Raw genomic sequence first — 20,581 nt, forward strand, 5'->3', positions numbered from 1 at the left:
GGCGCGGGTCATCTCCGAAGACGCGCGTGGGCCCCGGTCCGAGAACCGGGGCCCACGCGCGTCTGTGTGAGAAGTGTTCACTCCTTCGGAGGAACAGCCTTCTTCGCCGCGTCGGCGGCCTTGTCGATCTTGTCGCTGTACTTGCCGCCGGTCTTGCTGTCCGCGACGTCGGCGGCCTTGTCGATGGCGCCGTGAACCTTGTCCGCGTTCTGCGAAGCGGCTTCCCTCCCCTTGCCCAGCAGGCCCTTCAGTGTGTCGACGAAACTCATCGTTCTTCCTCCTCCGGTGCATGCGCACGCATTCCGACCGAGTTCGATCACTCGCCGTGCACCCAGTCTCACAGCATTGACTCGGCGACGCCAACCGTTCGAATCGTCGCGAGCGGTAATCGCGTCAGTGCACGCCCGGCAGGTCTTCCGGCACCGCGAACAGGCGGCGATGCTCACCGTGCAGGCGGCCCGTCACCCACCATCCGATTTCGACGAAAACCACTCCCACGAGCCCGCACACGAGAGCGGAGGTCGTGGCGCCGACGTTCGTCGGATCGAGTTTGAAGAACTCCCGCGTGAACGGCAACGCGAACAGGATGAGATATCCCGCTACGGATCCGAAGATCAGCACCAGCTTCCACCACACGTACGGCCGCGCGACCACGGCCAGCACCCACAGCGCGATCATGATGAGGGTGATCAGTGCCGACGTGCCCGCCTGGATCTTCTGCGTCTCCGTCTGATCCGGGCCGGCGTAGACGAGGAGATACGAAATGAACGTCGTGACACCGATGATCACCCCCGACGGCACGGCGAGACGCATCACGCGCGGCACGAAGCCGGAGCGCGCCCGCTCGTTGTTGGGAGCCAGCGACAAGATGAACGCAGGAATGCCGATGGTGAACCAGGCAGCGATCGTCACGTGCCGCGGCAGGAACGGATACGGCACGGGCTCGAAATGGAAGATCTGCGACAGCACACCGGTAATGCCGATGAGGAACGCCAGAAGCACCGAGTACACGGTCTTGGTGAGGAACAGGTTCGAGACGCGTTCGATGTTGCCGATCACCCGGCGGCCCTCACCCACCACGTAGGGCAGGGTGGCGAACTTGTTGTCCAGCAACACGATCTGCGCCACCGCGCGGGTGGCGGGGCTGCCCGAGCCCATCGACACCCCGATGTCGGCGTCCTTGAGGGCCAGCACGTCGTTGACACCGTCGCCGGTCATCGCGACGGTGTGACCGCGAGACTGCAGGGCCCCCACCATCTCCCGCTTCTGATCGGGGCGCACACGGCCGAACGTGGTGGACGTTTCCAGGGTCTCGGCGAGGGCGTCGCGGTCGTCGGGCAGTTCACGGGCGTCGACGGGACGGTCGCCGCCGGGCAGTCCGAGCGATCCGGCCACCGCGCCGACCGACACGGCGTTGTCACCCGAGATGACCTTCACCGTGACGTTCTGGCTCGCGAAGTACTCGAGGGTGCCGCGGGCGTCGGGACGCACCCGCTGCTCCAGGATCACCAGCGCCCGGGGCGTGATCGCACCCGGCGCCGCGGGGTGGTCGACCGGAACGTCGCAACTGCCGAGCAGGAGCACCCGCAGTCCCGAAGACCCCACTTCCTCGGCCTGCCTGGCCATGTCGCTGCCAGGGTCGAGCAGGACGTCCGGCGCACCGAGGACCCAGTTGCCGTGGGTGCCGTACGACTGTCCGCTCCACTTCTCGGCAGAGGAGAACGGCGCCTCCGCGGTGGCGTCACCCCACCCGGGGTCGTCGGGGAACGCCTCCTTGATCGCGAGGACGCTGGCGTTCGGCCGCGGGTCGGACGCCGCCATCGCGGCGAGTGCCGCACGGGACGGTTCGGTGTCGGCGGTTTCGGCGCAACGCAATTCGGACAGCCGCATGCCGTTCTCGGTGAGCGTTCCGGTCTTGTCTGCGCACACTACGTCGACGCGCGCGAGACCTTCGATGGCGGGCAACTCCTGCACGAGGCACTGCCGCCGACCGAGCCGGACCACCCCGACTGCGAACGCGATCGACGTCATCAGCACCAGTCCCTCCGGCACCATCGGGACCAGCGCGGCCACCATCCCGCTCAGCGCCGGCCGGATCGACTCGCCGCTGGAGAACAATTGGTTGTAGATGATCAGCAGACCGGCCGGAATCATCAGATACGTGATGAACTTCAGGATCTTGTCGATGCCGCTGCGCAACTCCGAGTGCACGAGCGTGAACTTGCTGGCCTCGTCCGCGAGTTTGGCGGCGTACGCGTCGCTTCCGACCTTCGTGGCGCGGTAACAGCCACTGCCGGACGCGACGAAGCTTCCCGACAGCACCTGCTGGCCGGCGTCCTTGTGCACGGGGTCGGCCTCACCGGTGAGGAGGGATTCGTCGATGTCGAGGGACATCGCCTCCACCACGACACCGTCGACGACGATCTGGTCGCCGGCGCCGAGCTCGATGATGTCGTCGAGCACGACCTCCCGGGGTGCCATCGCGACGGCGGCACCGTCGCGGCGCACCACCGGTTTGGTCTGGCTGACGATCGCGAGCTTGTCGAGGGTCCGCTTGGCCCGCACTTCCTGGATGATGCCGATCCCGCTGTTGGCGATGATCAGCAGGCCGAACATGCCGTCGATGATCGAACCGGAGGCCAGCACCATGATCAGGAGGACACCGAGGATCGCGTTGATCCGGGTGAACACGTTGGCGCGGACGATGTCGCGTACCGATCGGCTGGCCCGATCGGGCACGTCGTTGGTCTTGCCTGCCGCCACCCGCTCCGCCACCTGGGCGGCCGTCAACCCCTCCACTGCGACGACTGCAACGCTGTCGGTGCCCGTCTCGTCGTATGCCATGGTCAAAGGCTACGCACACACGCTTCGCTCGGAGGGGATGCGCGCCGGACTCAGCCGAGCGCGGACCACCACGGTGTCTGGGCCGCCGGCTTCAACGCGTCGATGCGCTGTCCGGGCATCGGCACGATCACCGGGGTGCCCTTCTCCTGCGCGGCCTCGAGCAGCCGGACGATCGGCTCGGACCACGAGTGGAACGCGAGGTTGAACGTGGCCCAGTGCACCGGCACCAGCAGACCGCGGGTGCCGTCGCCGCCGTTGAGGTCGGCGTGGGTCTGCACCGCCTCCTCCGGGTTCATGTGGATGTCGGCCCATCGCGTGTCGTAGGCGCCGACGGGCAGCAGCGTGAGATCGAACGGCCCGTACCGGCGGCCCAGGTCGGCGAACCGCGGCGTGTATCCGCTGTCGCCGCCGAAGAACACCTTTCGGTTCGGTCCGGCGAGCACCCACGACGCCCACTGGGTGGTGTTGCGTACCAGCCCGCGCCCGGAGAAGTGCCGGGCCTCGGTGCACGTGAGCGTGAGTGCGCCGAACGTGGTCGACTCGTCCCAGTCGAGTTCCACGATCCGCTCCTCCGGCACCCGCCACTGCCGCAGGTGCGCACCGAGCCCGACCGGAACGACGAAGGGCGCCTTCTGAGTGGCGGCGAGTTGCTGCACGGTGGCCATGTCGAGGTGGTCGTAGTGATCGTGCGAGATGACGATCGCGTCCAGAACGGGCAGGTCGGCGAGCGGGACCGGGGTCGGGTGCATGCGGGACGGACCGAGAATCGCGGACGGCGACACCCGATGACTCCACACCGGGTCGGCCAGCACCCGGAACCCGTCGACCTCGACGAGCACGCTCGAATGGCCGTACCAGGTGACCGCTGCGTCGGCGGCCTCGACGGGCGCGAGGGGTGTCGCGAGCGGGATCGGCCTCCGCGGGCGTCCCGCGCTGCCCCGCGTGATCAGTGCCTTGACGATCCCGGTCTCCGATCCGGGCAGCATCATGCTGCTCGGATCGGTGTTGTGGAATTGCCGGTCGCGGTACCGCGGCGACGTCGCGGCGTACGGGCGCACCTTGGCACGCGACGCACCGATCTGAGACGGAAGCCCCCACGCAGCCCGCGTCAGCCACCCGAGGGCGGCGGTGGCCAGAACAGTCGTCACAGCGTTCTTCGCTTTCACCCCGACAACTGTAACCACGCGTGCGGGAAAGTTGCGGCGAGCGGCTACTGACCCCGGAAGACCGGCGGACGCTTCTCGGCGCGTGCCGCGCGCGCTTCCTGCGCGTCGTAGCTCTTCCACGCCGCATGCAACGCCGCGAGCTGCTCGGGCGGCGGCGGGCTCTGGGTGCCGTCGTCGTTGAGCACCATCTTGAGGTGCTGCAGCGACAGCGGCGCCAGGCGCGCGATCGAGTGCGCCCACTGCTGTGCGACGGCGAGGTCGCCGCGCTTGTTGGCGAGGCCGTGCGCGAGTGCCTCGTCCGCACCGACCTCCTCCGCACCGAGCAGGATCGTTCGTGCCGGTCCGCCGCCGATCAGGGCGGCCAGACGGTGCACCGTCCACCGGTCCACGGAGATCCCGAGCTTGGCGGCCGGGATGGCGAAGCGCGCCTCGGGAGCGACCACACGCAGGTCCGCGGCGAGCGCCAGCTGGCTGCCCGCGCCGATCGCGGGGCCGTTGATCGCGGCGATGATGGGGACGGGCACCGAGTCGATGGTGTGCAGCATCTCGAGCAGGGTGTCCGTGAATCCGTCGGCGTACACGTCGCCCGACAGGTCGGCGCCGGCACAGAACGCGCTGCCCTGCCCTGTGAGGACGATCACCCGCGCGCCGTCGGTGACGGACTTCTCCGTCTCCTCCCGCAGGAGTTCGCAGATCTCGGTGTTCAACGCATTGCGACGGTCGGGGCGTTGCAGTTCGAGGGTGAAGACGTCGCCGTCACGACTCGTCCCGATCATGTCCACTCGCTTTCTTCGTGATTGCTGTCCACTGACGAATTCTCCGCTGCCCACCCGACTGGACACTGTCAGCCAACCACAGCCGAATCGGCCGGAACACACGAGGCTCTCCGGTAGTTGTGAGGGTGGAGGTGAGGACCGACATGAACAGCGATGTGGACGTTGCCGTGATCGGCGCGGGGCAGGCGGGGCTGTCTGCCGCCTACTATCTGCGCAGGTTCGGGGTGGAACCGGAGTCCGGTTTCGTGGTGCTCGATCACGCCCCGGGGCCCGGCGGCGCGTGGCAGTTCCGGTGGCCGTCATTGACGCTGAGCACCGTCAACGGTGTTCACGACCTTCCCGGGCTCGGCTTCGCCGACACGATCGGCGTGGACCCGAACGACCCGGAGGCCGCGCTGGTGCATGCGGCGGCCGCGGTTCCCCAGTACTTCGCTACATACGAGAAACAGTTCGAGTTGCCGGTGCACCGTCCCGTCCACACGCGGGTGGTGTGTGCGCGCGGCGAGCGTCTGCGGATCGAGACCGACCGCGGCGTCGTGTCGGCCCGCGGTCTCATCAACGCGACGGGTACGTGGGAACGCCCGTTCATACCCCGTTACCCCGGTGCCGAGTCGTTCACCGGCCGCCAGGTGCACACCAAGGACTACGCCTCGGCGCAGGACTTCGCGGGACAGCACGTGCTCGTCGTGGGCGGTGGCATCTCGGCGGTGCAGTTGCTGGACGAGATCTCCCGCGTCACGACCACCACGTGGGTGACGCGCCGCCCACCGGAGTTCCGGGACGAGCCGTTCACGCCCGAGATCGGCCGTGCCGCCGTCGCTCTCGTCGAGGACCGGGTCCGGCGCGGGCTGCCACCGGGTTCGGTGGTGTCGGTGACGGGACTGCCCGTGACGCCTGCGATCCGCGCCGCCCGCGAACGCGGGGTGCTGGCGCGGCAACCGATGTTCAGTGAGATCACCGCGGACGGGGTCCGGTGGTCCGACGGCCGCGAGCTGAAGGTCGATGTGATCCTGTGGTGCACCGGTTTTCGCAGTTCCCTCGATCACCTCGCGCCGCTGCGGTTGCGCGGGCCGGGCGGCGGGATCACGATGACGGGGCGCCTGGCCACCCAAGTAGCGTCGGATCCGCGGATTCACCTCGTGGGCTACGGCCCGTCGTCGTCGACGATCGGTGCGAACCGGGCGGGGCAGGCCGCGGCCCGCGAACTCACCCGGCACCTCGGCGTGCCGGCCGGATCCGAACGCCCTACCTGATCAGCGAGGCGACGAACGCCGTCTGGTCGGGGCCGGCCTGGTACATGCTGCCGAAGTGACCGCCCGAATACACCCGGTAGTCGAGAACCGTTCCAGCACTGTGCATCTCGGCGACAAGCTTCTCCGTCAGCGGGATCGGCACCGACGCGTCGGTGACCCCCTGGACGAGCAGCAGCGGACGGTCGTAACCCGCGACCGGGACCTCGAGGTATTCGCGCAACGCGTCCTGCAGCGCCGGGACGTCGAGTGCCCGCGACAGCATCTGCGCCACCGACACGTTGCGGGTCATGGCCGCGAACTGCCGGAACGGCACTTCGGGAGCGGCGTCCACGAACTGCTTCCCGACCGGGGTCAGGTAGCTGTCGACGTCCAGTTCGGGATACGCGTCACGGACCCCGGCGATCAGGTACGAGATGTACACGGTGAGACCGGCGAGGCCCTGCGGCGGAAACGACGGACCACTCCAGTTCGCCACCATCTCGATGTTCGACGGCACCCCGTTCGCGACTGCCCCGCGGTAGTCGAGTTCCGGCGCGTACGTCGTGGCAGCGTGTGCGGCGAACACCGCGGCCTGCCCGCCCTGGGACAGTCCGACCGCCATCCACGTGGCGGAGAGATCGGCGTCGATCGCCCCGGCGGCGCGCACGGAGTCCACGACGCTGCGCCCGGCGACCTTCCCGTCGAGGTAGGGCGGCACCCCGGGGGTGCCCAGGCCCACGTAGTCAGTGGCGGCCACGGCGTAACCGAGTTGCAGCCAGCTGCTCACGTAGTCGGAGGATTCCCTGTCGACCCCGGTCACGGACGGTGCGTCGGAGTCGGAGTCCCCAACCGTTCCGTGCGCCCACGCGATGACGGGCCAGCCCCCGGCGGGCGGTGAACCGGGCGGCACGAACACCATCCCGGTGCACGGAGTGATGCCGTGCCGGTCGGTGGTCAGGTATGTCATCCGGTAGGCACTGCCGGTTCCGCGGAGCCAGAGTTCCGCCGGCAATTCGGACGAGGCGACGACCGTGCCGGGGCTCGAACCGGCCCGCAACGGAACCGCACCGACAGTTGGTGCCCACAGCACGCTGACCAGTGCGAGCAACGCCACGATGCGCCACCACCTCCGCACCTCTCAACGGTAGCTGCGCGGGGGTGGCGCAGTACTGTGAATCGTCCACCCGCAGGGGACGGGTGGACAACGAGACCGGGAGAGCGGAAAACACATGAGCGACGACGGCACGATCCTGACTCCCGGTGACACGTGCTGGCAGGTTGCCCACGCCGATCGTCTCGCGTGCATCGTCGATGCGGCGGACTACTTCCGCCATGCCAAGTCCGCGATGCTGCAGGCTCGCAGGCGCATCATCCTCATCGGCTGGGACTTCGACACGAGGATCAAGTTCGAGCCGGACGAGAAGACGCTCGACGGCCCCAACCAGCTCGGCCGGTTCCTGGCCTGGCTGACGCGGGAACGCCCCGATCTCGACATCTACCTGCTCAAATGGAACATCGGGGCCTTTACCGCGATCGGGCGCGGCATGACGCCGATCTTCGTGGTCAACTGGGTGACCGACCGCCGCCTGCACTTCGAACTCGACGCCGCCCACCCCGTCGGCTCGGCGCACCACCAGAAGATCGTCGTCATCGACGACGCGCTCGCGTTCTGCGGCGGCATCGACATGACCGTGGACCGGTGGGACACCCCGGAACATCGGGACCGCAACCATTACCGGACGCAGCCGAACGGCAAGCGGTACGGGCCGTGGCACGACGCGACGACCGCCGTCGACGGGGACGCGGCGAAGGCCATCGGCGAGCTCGCCCGCACCCGGTGGAAGGCGGCAACGGGGCAGGATCTGGCGCCCGTCGACGAGATCGCGGGGAGGACGCCGTGGCCGGAGGGGCTGAAGCCGGCGATGCGCTCCGTCGACGTGGGCATCGCGCGCACGCTGCCGGAGCTCGCCGATCGGGACGAGGTCCGGGAGATCGAGGCCCTGTATCTGGCTGCGATCGCGGGCGCCGAGCGGACGCTGTACATCGAGAGTCAGTACCTGGCCTCCCGCACCCTCGCCGAGGCGATCGCCGCGCGACTACAGGAACCGGACGGACCGGAGATCGTGCTGGTGCTGCCGCGCAATGCCGACGGCTGGCTCGAGCAGAAGGCCATGGACGGCGCCCGCCGCCGGTTGCTGCACCTGCTCTGGCAGGCCGATACCGGGAACCGGCTGGGCGTCTACTACCCCGTCACGGCGGGCGGTGAGCCGATCTACGTCCACGCCAAGGTGCTGGTGATGGACGACCGGCTCCTGCGCGTGGGTTCGTCGAACCTCAACAACCGGTCGATGGGGTTCGACACCGAGTGTGATCTGGCGGTCGAGGTCACCGCGGACACAGCGAACGGTGCGGAGCTGCGGCAGACCATTCTCGGAATTCGCCGTCAGCTCGTCTGCGAGCACCTCGGTGTCCCGGCCGGGCTGTTCGAGGACACGCTGACCGAGACGTCGTTCCTGGGCACCGTGGAGGCACTGCGCGGCGGCGGCCGGACCCTCGAGAAGTTCGAGCCGGAGACGGTCGAGGACGAAGACAGTCCGCTGGCCGAGAACGAACTGATGGATCCCGAGCGCACACCGCCCAGCCTCTGGGAGCGCACCAGCCGGGGCCGGCTGCGGCGCAGGGTGATCCGGCGTCAGAAGGCGGCCGGTTCGGTGCCGTAGATCCGCCGGTAGTCCTTGCGGAATGCCCGACGCCCCAGGATCGACCACGCCATCCTGGCCGCGAAGGGCATCTCCGACAGGAACATTCGACGCTCCTCGGGGGTCGCCCCATGAAGGATGAAGCCGAGGAACACCAGCAGCCGGTCCTTGGGGATCGACGCGCGGCCACGATCGCCCATCTCCTGCCATTCGGCGAGTGTCATGAACTGCTCCGCCATCGGGAGGATCCGCTGCTCCTCCTCGCCGAGGTGCTCGTCGAGCGCGGCGGACAGCGCGGTCAGCGTCTTCGCCAGCGGCTCGCCGTCCACCGCGTCCGCCGTGAACGCGGCACCCTGCGACTGCGCCCGCGACAGCAGCTCGGAGATGCGTTCGTGCTGTTCTTCCATCCGCAGCACCAGCGCCGCGTCGGTGGGCGCGCGGTCGAGCAGCTTCGGCCACAGCAGGTCGTCCTCGCTCGTGTGATGGTGGTGCAGGGCGGTGGCGAGTTCCGCGAAGAACGTCACCACCTCCCCGGCCCGGGCGGTGTCGCCGGCGGGAACACCCCGGACGAGTGCGGGCAGCGCGGCGAACTGGCGACGGAAGCAGTCGTGGACCACCACCATCTCGCGGGTGTCGGGACGGACTGTGTGAGCAGTTGACGTAGTCATGCACTCAGGGTCGGTTCGGCGTCTTGGAGAGGACTTGGAGGCCACTAGTGCTTACGCTGGCTGAACGATGCTGCGTATTCGAGTACTCGGAACGCTCGAGGCGGAGGACGAATCGGGGACGGTGGACCTCGGCGGCCCCCGCCAGCGCGCCGTGCTCGCGCTACTGCTCGTCGCGCACGGCGAGGTGGTGCCGGTGGATCGGCTCATCGACGATCTCTGGCACGGCGCTCCCCCACCGCGAGCGGTCGGCGCACTTCAGGCATACATTTCGAATCTGCGGCGCGCGCTGGAGCCGCACCGCGCGCCCCGGGCGGACTCCACCGTCCTGGTGAGCCGGGCCCCGGGTTACGCGCTCATCCTGCCCCCGTCCGGTGTGGACGCGTGGGAATTCGAGACCCTGATCCGGTCGGCCGCCGATACCGGGCGCGCAGATCTCGAACACGCGCTGAGCCTGTGGCGGGGGCCGGCGTTCGCCGAGGTGGCCGGTGAGCACTGGGCTCTCGCCGAGATCGCCCGGCTCGAGGAACTGCGGGTGGTCGCGCGCGAACGTCTGGTGGCGGCGGCCGTCGCGAGCGGGGATGCGGCCGGCGCCGTGCTCGACGCGCAGGCCCTCACCCGGGACCACCCGCTCCGGGAAGAGGGGTGGCGATTGCTCGCCCTGGCCTTGCACCGCAGTGGGAGACAGGCCGACGCCCTGGCCGCGTTGCGCGAGGCCCGCGGCCGGCTGGCGAACGAACTCGGCCTCGACCCCGGTGCCGCCCTGACCGAACTCGAACGACAGATCCTCACCGGCACGGTCCCGTCTCCACCCGCACCCGCCCCCGCAGCCGGGCGGGTCGACACGACGCCGGAAACCTGGTTCCTCGGCCGCACCGAGGAATTGGCGAGCCTGACCGACCTGATGACCGACGCCGGCACCCCCGTCGTCCTCCTCGGGGGCGACGCCGGATCGGGGAAGTCGTCCCTGCTGCGCCGGTTCCGTCGAACACTGCACGCCGCGGGGTGGCAGGTGGCGGTGGGTCGCTGCCCCGAAGTGGACGGCGCCCCACCCGCCTGGGCGTGGGTGGAGATCCTGCGCGCGCTGCGCGAGACGGTCGACCCCGGCGCCGAGACCGACGCGCTGGCACCCCTGCTCTCCGACGACCGTTCGCGCGCGGCGCGGCCGGACGATCCGAGCGGACGGTTCCTGCTGCACCGCGCCGTCGCCGACTACATCGGGACTGTCCGCGATCACGGCCCTCTCGCCGTCGTCCTCGACGACGTCCACCGCGCCGACGAGGACACCCTGTCGATCCTCGTGCGGCTCGCGCAGCAGCGGCACCCGATCCTGCTGCTCCTCGCATTCCGCCCGGACGAGGTGGACCCGAACCTGGAGAGCTGCTTCGCCGATCTCGCATCGCTACAACCGACCCGCATCCGCCTCGGCGGACTCGGCCCCGACGATTCGGCTGAGCTGATCCGGCATGTGGCGGGACGCGACCCCGATCCCGGCACCCTCCGCGCGCTCGCCGACCGGACCGGTGGAAACCCGTTCTACCTGCAGGAGAGCGCCCGACTCCTGGCCAGTGAGGGCGAGCTGGTGGCCACGTCGGAGGTGCCCGAGGGGGTCCGGGACGTCCTGCGCAGGCGGATCGCCCGTCTCCCCGAACTCGCCGTGTCCGTCCTGCGGCTGGCCGCGGTCGTGGGCCGCGAATCCGACATCGACGTCCTCACCCGCGCCGCCGAGGTCGACGAGGACACCGTGTTCGACGCCCTCGAGTCGGGCGTGATCGCCGGTCTTCTCGGCGAGCCGCGCGCCGGGACGGTCCGGTTCACGCACGCCCTCGTCCGCGACACGCTCTACTCCGACCTCACCCGGCTGCGCAGGAGCCGCTGGCATGCCCGGGTCGGGACGGCACTCGAGGAGTTGCGGCCGCACGATGTCGCGGCCCTCGCCCACCATTTCACCGAGGCGCTGTCGGCCGCCACCGCACGGCAGGCCCTCGACCACAATGTCGCGGCCGCGGCGCAGGCCGCCGACCGCTACGCCCATGACGCGGAGATCGGCTTCCTCGACAACGCCCTTCGAGCGGCCGACCGGTTGCCGCCGGACGCAGCGGCGTCCGTGGACGAGCGCGTCGAACTCCTCACCGAACTGAGCCGCACGCAACTCGCCGCCGGCAGCGGACTGGCGGGATCCCGTTCGCGGAGGCGGGCTCTCGCGCACGCCCGGGACGCGGGCCGCACCGACCTGGCGATCCGGGTGCTCGCGTTCGTCGACACCCCGACGCCCTGGATCAATCGGCGATACGGCGAAGTGGACACGGCCGTCGTCGATCAGATCGAGGCGTTGCTGCGGCACGAGCAACTGGAACCGGCGGTGCGGTGCCGGCTGCTGGTGACACTCGTCCACGAGATCGGGGCGGAGGACCACGAGCGCACCGATTCCGCGGTCCGGGAGGCCGAGACTCTCGCCCGCGACCTGGACGATCCGGTGCTGCTCGGGCTGGTGCTCTGCGCCGTCCACGCCGGCACCGGGTCCCCGACCAGCACGCTCGGCGACCACGTCATCGGCGACGAGCTGCTCCGGATCGGCGACCGGACGCAGCTTCCCGTGTTCACCATGCTGGGCCACCACCTGCTGGCCGAGATCGCCTCCGGCAACGGGGACATTCCGGCGATCGAACACCACATGGGCATCCAGTCGGAGCTGGCGGACCGGTATCAGTTCCAGCAGGCGCAGGCGACCCGGGAGATGAGCCGCGCGATGGTCGCTCACCTCACCGGCGATCTGGCCGCGGCGGAACGACACTACGGGCGCGGCCACGAGTTGATGACCCGGGCGGGTCTCGACGCCGACAGCGTCTTCGCCCTCGCACAGTTCACGCTCCGGCTCACCGAGGGACGCGCCGGAGAACTCGAGGCGGTGATCGAGACCGTCGACAGTGCGGCGATGGACGTGATCGCCGATCTGCACGCCCTCGCACTCCTCGGCAACGGCAAACCGGACCGGGCGCGGGAGGTCCGGCGTCACCTCCGCCCGGTCCGCCGCGACTTCTTCCATTCCCTGATGATGTCGCTGCGGGGCATCGTCGTCGCGGGTCTGGGTGAGCGGGACGAGGCGCCTTCGGTGCACGCGGAGCTGAGCCCGTACAGCGGCCAGATCGGCGGCGGCGACACGGCGGCGTTCGCGGTCGGCCCCGTCGACACCATTCTCGGCGACCTCGAGATGCTCCTCCGCCGCCCCGACGACGCCCGCAGGCACTACGCGGCGGCACTCGAACTGGCCGAACGCTGCGGTTGCCCGGCGTGGGTGGAGGCCGCGCGCACCCGGGTGACGACCCGCCCAAGCGAGTTCCAAGTGGGCCACTAGCCGCCGGGCGCAGAGTCGGAGGCGACAGAACCAACCGGCTTTCCTGGAGGCTCCCCATGAGTTCCCTGCTCGCGCGCCTCGGCTCGGCTGCCGCCACCCGTCCCTGGCGGGTGATCGCCACGTGGCTGACGCTGCTCGTCCTGGTGCTCGCCGCCGCGTCCGCGTTCGGCGGAACCAACCACGACGACTACAACGTGCCCGGTCTACCGTCGCAGCAGGGGACGAATCTGCTGACCGAGCGATTCCCGGAGATGTCGGGAGCGGACGCGCGGGTGGTCGTGCACTCGGACAGCGGCCCGCTCGCCCCCGCGGTCCTCACCGATCTCGGCACCAGTCTGGCGGAGGTGGACGGCGTGAGTTCCGTGTCGCCGCCCCGCCTGTCCCAGGATTCCGACACCGCGGTGATCAGCCTCAACTACCGCATCCCGGTCACCGACTTCCACGGCAGCGAAGGGGTCGACGCCCTCGACGCCGCGGTCGCCGACACCCAGGCGCAGGGACTGCAGGTGGAATTGGGCGGGCAGGTCCCGGAGAACATCTCCACACCGTCGGGCACCGCCGAGGCGGTCGGCATGGTCCTGGCGTTGATCATCCTGGTGTTCGCGTTCGGATCCGTGGTGGCCGCCGGACTGCCCCTGGCCGTCGCGCTCGTCGGCGTCGGCATCGGGTCGGGCCTCATCACGATCATGGCCGGGTTCACCAGCATCAGCACCATCGCCCCGACCATCGCCACGATGGTCGGCATCGGCGTCGGCATCGACTACGCGTTGCTGCTCGTCACCCGGTACACCGAGGGCCTGCGATCCGGGATGTCGGTCCGGGACGCCGTCGCCGCGGCCAACTCCACGGCCGGGACGTCGGTGATCTTCGCCGGAACCACCGTCCTCGTCTCCCTGTTCGGACTGCGGCTGTCCGGGCTGCCGATGTACGCGTCGTTCGGCTACGCCACGTTCGCGATGGTCGGCATCGTCATGCTCACCTCGGTCACGCTGGTGCCCGCACTGTGCGGACTGGCGGGCACGCGGGTGCTCGGCAAGCGGTCCCGTGCCCGGGCCGAACGTCGCACGACGTCGCCGCTGACGGAACGGTGGGCGATCAGGGTGAGCCGTCGCCCGTGGCTGTGGGCCCTGACGGCGCTCGGGGTGCTGCTGCTCCTGGCCGCGCCGGTTCTGGGCATGCGGACGTGGCCGCAGGACGCGGGCAGCGCGCCGGCCGCCAACACGGTCCGTCAGGCGTACGACCTGATCGACTCCGAGTTCGGGCCCGGCGCCAACGGACCCCTGATGGTGGCAGTCGACCTGAACAAGGTTCCGGCAGCAGAGCTTCCGGCCCTCTCGCGTGAACTGGCAGCCGAACCCGGGGTGGCTTCGGTGACGCCCGTACTGATGAACGCCGACTCGACGGCCGCGCTGATCTCGGTGCAGCCGACCACCGGCCCGAGCGACCCCCGCAGCACCGAACTGCTGGAGCGGATCCGGTCCGACGCGGCCGACGGCGTCCACGTCACCGGACTCACCGCGACGTTCGCCGACATCTCCGCCCGCCTCGCCGAACGGCTGTGGCTGGTGATCGCGTTCGTCGTCGCACTGTCGGTGGTGCTGCTCACGTTCGTGTTCCGCGCGCCGGTGGTCGCGGTGAAGGCGGCCGTGATGAACCTGCTGTCGGTGGCCGCCGCCTACGGCGTGATGGTGATGGTGTTCCAATGGGGTTGGGGCGCGCAGCTACTCGGACTTCCGCACGCGCTTCCCGTGTCGAGTTGGGTGCCGATCCTGATGTTCACCATCCTGTTCGGACTGTCGATGGACTACGAGGTGTTCCTGCTCTCCCGGATACGTGAGCGCTGGCTCGACACGGGCGACTCACATCGGAGCGTCGTCGAGGGACTGGCGTCGACGGGCCGGGTGATCACGAGCGCCGCGGCAATCATGGTGGCGGTGTTCGCCGGGTTCGCGCTCGACGGGGACGTGACCGTGAAGATGATGGGCGTCGGCCTCGCGACCGCGGTCCTCATCGACGCGACGATCGTGCGGATGGTGCTGGTGCCTGCCACGATGTACCTGCTGGGCAACGCCAACTGGTGGCGGCCGGGCGGTCGCCGGGACGCAAAACCGGACTCGGACGCTACCTCCGCAGGCGTTCCACTTCCGCTTCGAGCGCGATGACGCGCCGGTACAGGGCCTGGATGCTCGCCATGCACACCCCGTTCGCGTCGACCATCGCGATGCGGCGGTCGTTGGAACCGAGACCGAATGCGGTGGCGAAATCCTGTGCCATCGGGCCCAGGTGCCGCACCGATTCGTGATCGAAACCGTAGGTCCAGACGCTGAGCGGCATGTCGACGAGACGTTCGAGCACCTCACCGGCACTGGCGGGCGGCGTCTGGACGGCAACACCGCGTTTGCGGGTCAGGATCGAGTGAAACCACGCCAGCGGGTGGCGGGTACGGGCCGCTGTTCGCGCCCGGACCCGCCCCCGACGGGTGTCGACCCACATGGAGTCAGTCGGGGAGTTCGCCGACATCGTGCTTGATCGTCGCGTCACTGAGAAGGAGTCCGACCCCGAGGGCCATGACGCCGATTCCGAGTCCGATTGCGGCTCCGCCGAGTCCGAGCATGATTCCGAGCATGGTGTCTCCTGTTCGTCGCTGGTGTGCGGGATTTCGTGCCCCCGCTTTCTGAACACCTACGACTCTCGCGGCTCCGGCCGTCCGAGATAAGACACCCCAGGGGTGGTGCGAGCACACCCCAGGGCGCGGTGCCGGGCGGCAGAATGGCGGCCATGACGGAATTACCGGAATGGGCCCGAACCCTCGACCTCGCCCCGCACCCCGAAGGCGGCTGGTACCGCGAGACGTGGCGCAGCGACGTCACGATCCCGGAGGAAAGCCTGCCCGGCGACTACCCCGGGCCGAGGGCAGCCGGTACCGCAATCCTGTTCCTCCTCATGCCCGGACAGCAGTCGGAATGGCACAGCGTGCGCAGCGCCGAGATCTGGCTGTACCACCGGGGCAGCCCCCTGCGGCTCGAACTCGGCGGGGACGGGAGCGAACCCGCGGCTCCGGACGCGCAGATCCTCGGCGCAGACGTCGCGGCGGGCCAGCAACCACAGCTGCTGGTCCCGCCGCGACATTGGCAGCGAGCGAAGCCCGAGGGCGACGAACCGACTCTCGTCAGTTGCGTCGTCACCCCGGGCTTCGACTTCGCGGACTTCCGGCTCTAGGCCCTCCGGGCCCGTGCGCCTTTTTGGTAGCTGCAGCAACCAGAAAGGCGCACGGGCGGCGGAGCCGCCTACGCGCCGAGCGTTGCCGGGTCGGGGCCGATGCGCCCGTCGGCCCGGGTCAGCGAACCGACGGTGTTGATCTCGTCGGGGGTCAATTCGAAGTCGAAGACGTCGAAGTTGGCGGCGATGCGCTCCGGCGTCACCGACTTGGGGATGACCACGTTGCCGATCTGCAGGTGCCAGCGGATGATCACCTGCGCGGTCGTCTTACCGTGCGCTGCAGCGATCTTCGCGATGGACTCGTCCTCGAGGACGGTGCCCTGCCCGAGCGGGCTCCATGCCTCGGTCGCGATGCCCTTGCCGGTGTGGAAGGCGCGCAGGTCGGCCTGGTTGAACCGCGGGTGCAGCTCGACCTGGTTGATCGCGGGCACCTCGCCCGTCTCGGCGATCAGACGGTCGAGGGTCTCCGGGGTGAAGTTGGAGACACCGATCGACCGCGCACGCCCGTCGGCCTTGATCTTCTGGAAGGCCTTGAACGTGTCCACGTAGCGGTCCGCGGACGGGACCGGCCAGTGGATGAGGTAGAGGTCGACGTAGTCGAGCCCGAGGCGGTTCAGGCTGTCGTCGAACGCGCGGAGCGTGGAGTCGTACCCCTGGTCGTCGTTCCACAGCTTGGTGGTGACGAACAGCTCGTCACGGGCAATTCCGGAGTCCGCGAGCGCGCGGCCCACTCCGGTTTCGTTCTCGTAGATCTTGGCGGTGTCGATGCTGCGGTACCCGGCCTTCAGCGCTTCGGTGACCGCGGCGTGGCTCTCGTCGTCCGGCACCTGCCACACGCCGAAGCCGAGGGCAGGAATGCTGTTCCCGTCGTTGAGCGTGACCGTAGGTACAGGACTCTGTGCATTGTTGAAACCCATGGGACTGTCCAACCGGGCTCCCGGACCAGATGTTCCCGCCGTCTCAGAATGTGGACTTTCGCGTGTCGTTTCGGTACGACCGGGTAATCCGACGGCATCGGCGTCAGGTGGTGACGCGCCCGGTGGAAGGGGCGGACATGGGCCTCGGATACACATTGGCCTATCGGTTCAAGATCACGCCCTGGGTGAAAGCGGGCCGCGTCTTCGGAAGCCAGATCGAGACGTTGCTCGATCCCTTCGACGCACCACCGGGAGAGGTCCTCGACATCGGATGCGGCACCGGTGACCATGCCATCGAGATGGCCCGGCGGGGGTGGCAGGTGACGGGGATCGACACCGTCCAGCTGGCCCTCGACAAGGCGCGGTCCAAGGCGCGGAAGGCGGGCGTCGACGTGCGTTTCATGCACGCGGACGCCACCGACCTCGAGCACGCCGTCGGCCGGGGGTATCACCTGATCCTGGATGTGGGGTGCTACCACGGGCTCAGCGACCACGACCGGGTCGCCTATGCCGAGAACGTCACGACCGTGAGCGAACCGCACGCCACCCTGCTGATGTTCGCGTTCGGGCCGGGGCATCGCGGCCCGCTGCCGCGTGGGGTCTCCCGCTCCGACGTGGAGCGGACGTTCGAGAAGTGGAAACTCGTGTCGGACGTCGACGCGGACACGACCGGTATGCCGGGACCGCTCAAGAAGGCCGACCCCCGCTGGTTCCGCCTCGTCAAGCGCTGAGTGGATAATCGCCGGGTGACTGCAACACTGCGCATCAGCGGACTGTCGGCTTCGCGCGGTGAGCGCACCCTCTTCTCCGGCCTCGACCTGACCGTCGCCCCGGGTGACGTGACCGGACTCGTGGGGGCGAACGGTGCCGGCAAGTCGACGCTGCTGACGGCCCTGGCCGGGGTCGGCTCGGCGGACGTCGAGGGCAGTATCGTGCTGAGCCCACCCGACGCCGCCGTCGGCTACCTCGCCCAGGAACCCGACCGCATCGTCGGCGAGACGGTGCTCGACTTCCTCGGCCGCAGGACCGGCGTCACCGAGGCCGAGCACACCATGAACGCGGCCGCCGAAACGCTCGGCGAGTCGGAGGAGGATCTCTACTCCCCCGCCCTCGAACGGTGGCTGGCGCTGGGCGGCGCCGACCTCGCCGAGCGCGCGGAGAAGGTCGTGAGCGAACTCGGGCTGGGAGTGTCGCTCGACGCGCACATGACGTCGCTGTCCGGCGGACAGGCCGCGCGTGCCGGATTGGCGTCGCTGCTGCTGTCCCGGTACGACGTACTGCTGCTCGACGAGCCGACCAACGACCTCGACCTCGTGGGGCTCGAGCAGCTCGAACGTTTCGTCGCCGAGAGCCGGGCGGCCGTGGTGGTGGTGAGTCACGATCGAGAATTCTTGGCGCGCACCGTGACCGGCATCGTGGAACTCGACCTCGTACAGCAGCAGATCGCGGTCTACGACGGCAGCTACGACTCGTATCTCGCCGAACGGGAGATCGCGCGCAGGCACGCCCGGGAGGCGTACGAGGAGTACGCCGGGACCCGTTCGGACCTCGAGGACCGCGCACAGATGCAGCGGAACTGGATGGAGCACGGTGTCCGGAACGCGCGTCGCAAGGCGAAGGACAACGACAAGATCGGCAAGGGTCTGCGCACCGAGTCCACCGAGAAGCAGGCCGCGAAGGCCCGGCAGACGCAACGCCGGATCGAGCGGCTCGAGGTGGTCGAGGAACCGCGGAAGGAGTGGGAACTGCGGATGGAGATCGCCGCCGCCCCCCGCAGCGGATCGGTCGTGGCGACGGCGAACGGCGCCACCGTCGCGTGGGGCGGGGACCGCGAGTTCACGTTCGGTCCGGTCACCACTCAGGTGGACTGGGGTGACCGGATCCTCATCACCGGCGCCAACGGTTCCGGCAAGACGACCCTGCTGAAGGTGCTGCTGGGCAAGATCGCCCTGGACGCGGGCAAGGCGTCACTCGGTTCGGGTGTGGCGATCGGCGAGATCGATCAGGCCCGCGGCCTGTTCGAGGGCGGCGAGAAGGTGGCCGACGCGTTCGCGGCGCAGATCCCGGACTGGCCGGACGCCGACGTGCGGACACTGCTCGCGAAGTTCGGGCTCAAGGGACACCACGTGCTGCGGCCGGCGGCGTCGCTGTCCCCCGGCGAACGCACCCGCGCCGCCCTCGCCCTGCTGCAGGCGCGGGGGGTCAACCTGCTGGTGCTCGACGAGCCCACCAACCACCTGGACCTCCCCGCGATCGAACAGCTCGAGCAGGCCATGGAGAACTTCGACGGCACGCTGCTGCTGGTCACCCACGACCGGCGGATGCTGGATTCGACGCGCAGCACCCGCCGGTGGCGAATGGACGGCGGCCGGCTGTCCGAGGAGTAGTCAGTCGCCCTCGGCCATGGGCGGCAACGCCTTGACGAACGGCGGGTCGTAGTCGACCTTGCCCAGCTTCGCCGCGCCGCCGGGGGAACCGAGGTCGTCGAAGAAGTCGGCGTTCGCCTTGGTGTACTCCACCCATTGGTCCGGGACGTCGTCCTCGTAGAAGATCGCCTCGACGGGGCAGACCGGCTCACAGGCGCCGCAGTCGACGCATTCGTCGGGGTGGATGTAGAGCATCCGACCGCCCTCGTAAATGCAGTCGACGGGACATTCTTCGATGCATGCCTTGTCCAGAACGTCGACACAGGGCTCTGCGATGGTATAGGTCACGTCAGTAATCCTGTCCTTTCCTGCCGTCCCGCGCGAATCGCCTCCACTCTGCCACGCAATTTCCCTGGGTCAACCTGTCATTTTGACGCCCGTTGCCGTTGTACACCATTGACAAACTGTTGGGTTTTCACAACACTTTGTTGCATGAGCCCAGTACGGCGTGGGGACGCCCTCCCCATCTACAACCGCATCGGCGTCCTTCGCGCCGAACGCGGGATGAGCCGGGCTCAGCTGGCGGGACTCATCGACGTCAATCCCCAGACCGTCGGCGCGCTCGAACGGGGCGACCACTACCCCAGCCTCGACCTGGCGTTCCGTATCTCGTGGGTGTTCGAACTGCCCGTGGAGGCCATCTTCTCCCGCACCGAGTTCGGACCCCTGTCCACCGAGCTGTACCGCACCGACCGACCGCCGTCCACGACAGGAAACGGGGAGAGTTCCGATGCCTGAGACCAATCTGATCGAGCGGTACCAGGGGTTCCGGACGCGCAGATTCCTCCAGAACGAACGCCGGTACCGGACGTGGCTACCGGCGTGGCGGACGCGCAGCCGCAGACGATTCCTGGTGATCGCCCTCGCGGTGACGTTCGTGTTCATGACCGCCGTCGGCATCGTGTGCCATTTCGACATGGTCGTCGGGCCGCTGCTGTGGTTGCCCGCGTGCCTGCTGTTCTTCCCGCTGTGGACGATGCTCCAGATCGTGTCCGGGCGGCAGGGCGACGCTCCGCGCGACGCCCTCGACGAGTGGGAGATCCAGCAGCGCAACAGTGCCCGGTCGATCGGACTCACGGTCACCCAGCTACTGACGCTCGTTCCCGCGCTGTACCTGATCTTCGTCGGCGCGCTGGACGGCGATCACGGCAACGTGCCGTACGCCGCGGGACTGCTCGTCGTCACCGCGCTGATGGTCGGGGGGTGCACGCCCGCCATGATCCTCGGCTGGACGCAACCCGATCCCGACCCCGACGACCTCGCTTCGTAGGAACACCCGCAC

Annotated in this window: 19 protein-coding genes; 9 read left to right on the forward strand and 10 right to left on the reverse strand. The window is 69.1% G+C overall.

What is annotated here, in order from left to right:
• Positions 1–77: 77 nt before the first annotated feature.
• The 4 genes from GO592_RS24450 to GO592_RS24465 form a co-directional block, all read right to left on the reverse strand.
• A complete protein-coding gene (locus tag GO592_RS24450; protein ID WP_005244012.1) occupies positions 78–269 on the reverse strand; it encodes an antitoxin in 192 nt (63 codons plus the stop codon).
• Between the two features lie 124 nt (positions 270–393).
• Positions 394–2,844 carry an HAD-IC family P-type ATPase gene (locus GO592_RS24455; RefSeq protein ID WP_007298183.1) on the reverse strand — a complete coding sequence of 817 codons (2,451 nt, stop codon included), beginning with the start codon at positions 2,842–2,844 and terminating at the stop codon, positions 394–396.
• Between the two features lie 50 nt (positions 2,845–2,894).
• A complete protein-coding gene (locus tag GO592_RS24460) occupies positions 2,895–4,010 on the reverse strand; it encodes an MBL fold metallo-hydrolase (protein ID WP_172649967.1) in 1,116 nt (371 codons plus the stop codon).
• Between the two features lie 44 nt (positions 4,011–4,054).
• The gene (locus GO592_RS24465) at positions 4,055–4,786 is read right to left on the reverse strand and encodes an enoyl-CoA hydratase (RefSeq protein WP_039951679.1); all 732 of its coding nucleotides are present in this window, start codon (positions 4,784–4,786) and stop codon (positions 4,055–4,057) included.
• A 143-nt stretch (positions 4,787–4,929) separates the two neighbouring features.
• Between GO592_RS24465 and GO592_RS24470 the strand changes: the two genes are divergently transcribed.
• Positions 4,930–6,039, forward strand: coding sequence for an NAD(P)-binding domain-containing protein (locus tag GO592_RS24470; protein ID WP_005260531.1), 1,110 nt, complete (start codon positions 4,930–4,932; stop codon positions 6,037–6,039).
• On the opposite strand, the gene GO592_RS24475 is transcribed toward GO592_RS24470, so the two are convergent.
• Positions 6,032–7,153 (reverse strand): lipase family protein, encoded by a 1,122-nt coding sequence (locus GO592_RS24475; RefSeq protein ID WP_237720465.1) that lies wholly within the window; start codon positions 7,151–7,153, stop codon positions 6,032–6,034. The genes GO592_RS24470 and GO592_RS24475 overlap by 8 nt on opposite strands.
• Positions 7,154–7,247: 94 nt before the next feature.
• Here GO592_RS24475 and GO592_RS24480 point away from each other — a divergent pair, with 94 nt between their 5' ends.
• On the forward strand, positions 7,248–8,738 hold the full coding sequence (locus tag GO592_RS24480) for a phospholipase D-like domain-containing protein (protein WP_007298187.1): 1,491 nt from the start codon (positions 7,248–7,250) through the stop codon (positions 8,736–8,738).
• Here the strand turns inward: GO592_RS24480 and GO592_RS24485 are convergent.
• Positions 8,711–9,385, reverse strand: coding sequence for a hemerythrin domain-containing protein (locus GO592_RS24485; protein ID WP_039951661.1), 675 nt, complete (start codon positions 9,383–9,385; stop codon positions 8,711–8,713). The two genes, GO592_RS24480 and GO592_RS24485, sit on opposite strands and share 28 nt — an antisense overlap.
• 67 nt (positions 9,386–9,452) lie before the next feature.
• On the opposite strand from GO592_RS24485, the gene GO592_RS24490 reads away from it, so the two are divergent.
• On the forward strand, positions 9,453–12,737 hold the full coding sequence (locus tag GO592_RS24490) for a BTAD domain-containing putative transcriptional regulator (protein ID WP_007298189.1): 3,285 nt from the start codon (positions 9,453–9,455) through the stop codon (positions 12,735–12,737).
• A 56-nt stretch (positions 12,738–12,793) separates the two neighbouring features.
• The gene (locus tag GO592_RS24495; RefSeq protein ID WP_007298190.1) at positions 12,794–14,899 is read left to right on the forward strand and encodes an MMPL family transporter; all 2,106 of its coding nucleotides are present in this window, start codon (positions 12,794–12,796) and stop codon (positions 14,897–14,899) included.
• Here the strand turns inward: GO592_RS24495 and GO592_RS24500 are convergent.
• Together GO592_RS24500 and GO592_RS45915 are read right to left on the reverse strand one after the other, a co-directional pair.
• Positions 14,859–15,230, reverse strand: a complete 372-nt coding sequence (locus tag GO592_RS24500; RefSeq protein ID WP_005260537.1) for a hypothetical protein — start codon at positions 15,228–15,230, stop codon at positions 14,859–14,861. The genes GO592_RS24495 and GO592_RS24500 overlap by 41 nt on opposite strands.
• Before the next feature lie 4 nt (positions 15,231–15,234).
• Positions 15,235–15,363, reverse strand: a complete 129-nt coding sequence (locus GO592_RS45915; protein ID WP_009478066.1) for a hypothetical protein — start codon at positions 15,361–15,363, stop codon at positions 15,235–15,237.
• Positions 15,364–15,515: 152 nt separating this feature from the next.
• Between GO592_RS45915 and GO592_RS24505 the strand changes: the two genes are divergently transcribed.
• Positions 15,516–15,956: a cupin domain-containing protein gene (locus GO592_RS24505; protein ID WP_007298192.1), complete on the forward strand. Its 441-nt coding sequence runs from the start codon at positions 15,516–15,518 to the stop codon at positions 15,954–15,956.
• 68 nt (positions 15,957–16,024) lie between these two features.
• Here GO592_RS24505 and GO592_RS24510 read toward each other — a convergent pair whose 3' ends face one another.
• The gene (locus GO592_RS24510; RefSeq protein ID WP_007298193.1) at positions 16,025–16,873 is read right to left on the reverse strand and encodes an aldo/keto reductase; all 849 of its coding nucleotides are present in this window, start codon (positions 16,871–16,873) and stop codon (positions 16,025–16,027) included.
• 137 nt (positions 16,874–17,010) lie between these two features.
• On the opposite strand from GO592_RS24510, the gene GO592_RS24515 reads away from it, so the two are divergent.
• Positions 17,011–17,604, forward strand: a complete 594-nt coding sequence (locus tag GO592_RS24515) for a class I SAM-dependent methyltransferase (RefSeq protein ID WP_005260540.1) — start codon at positions 17,011–17,013, stop codon at positions 17,602–17,604.
• A 15-nt stretch (positions 17,605–17,619) separates the two neighbouring features.
• The gene (locus GO592_RS24520; protein ID WP_007298194.1) at positions 17,620–19,260 is read left to right on the forward strand and encodes an ABC-F family ATP-binding cassette domain-containing protein; all 1,641 of its coding nucleotides are present in this window, start codon (positions 17,620–17,622) and stop codon (positions 19,258–19,260) included.
• Here the strand turns inward: GO592_RS24520 and fdxA are convergent, their stop codons facing one another.
• Positions 19,261–19,587 carry a ferredoxin gene (gene fdxA / locus GO592_RS24525; RefSeq protein WP_005244047.1) on the reverse strand — a complete coding sequence of 109 codons (327 nt, stop codon included), beginning with the start codon at positions 19,585–19,587 and terminating at the stop codon, positions 19,261–19,263.
• A 144-nt stretch (positions 19,588–19,731) separates the two neighbouring features.
• Here fdxA and GO592_RS24530 point away from each other — a divergent pair, with 144 nt between their 5' ends.
• The gene (locus GO592_RS24530) at positions 19,732–20,037 is read left to right on the forward strand and encodes a helix-turn-helix transcriptional regulator (RefSeq protein WP_037196307.1); all 306 of its coding nucleotides are present in this window, start codon (positions 19,732–19,734) and stop codon (positions 20,035–20,037) included.
• Positions 20,030–20,569: a hypothetical protein gene (locus tag GO592_RS24535; RefSeq protein WP_007298196.1), complete on the forward strand. Its 540-nt coding sequence runs from the start codon at positions 20,030–20,032 to the stop codon at positions 20,567–20,569. The genes GO592_RS24530 and GO592_RS24535 overlap by 8 nt, the downstream gene beginning before the upstream one ends.
• Positions 20,570–20,581 lie beyond the last annotated feature (12 nt).

Origin of the sequence: Rhodococcus sp. 21391 (assembly GCF_016772255.1) — a bacterium.
Classification (GTDB): domain Bacteria; phylum Actinomycetota; class Actinomycetes; order Mycobacteriales; family Mycobacteriaceae; genus Rhodococcus_F; species Rhodococcus_F opacus.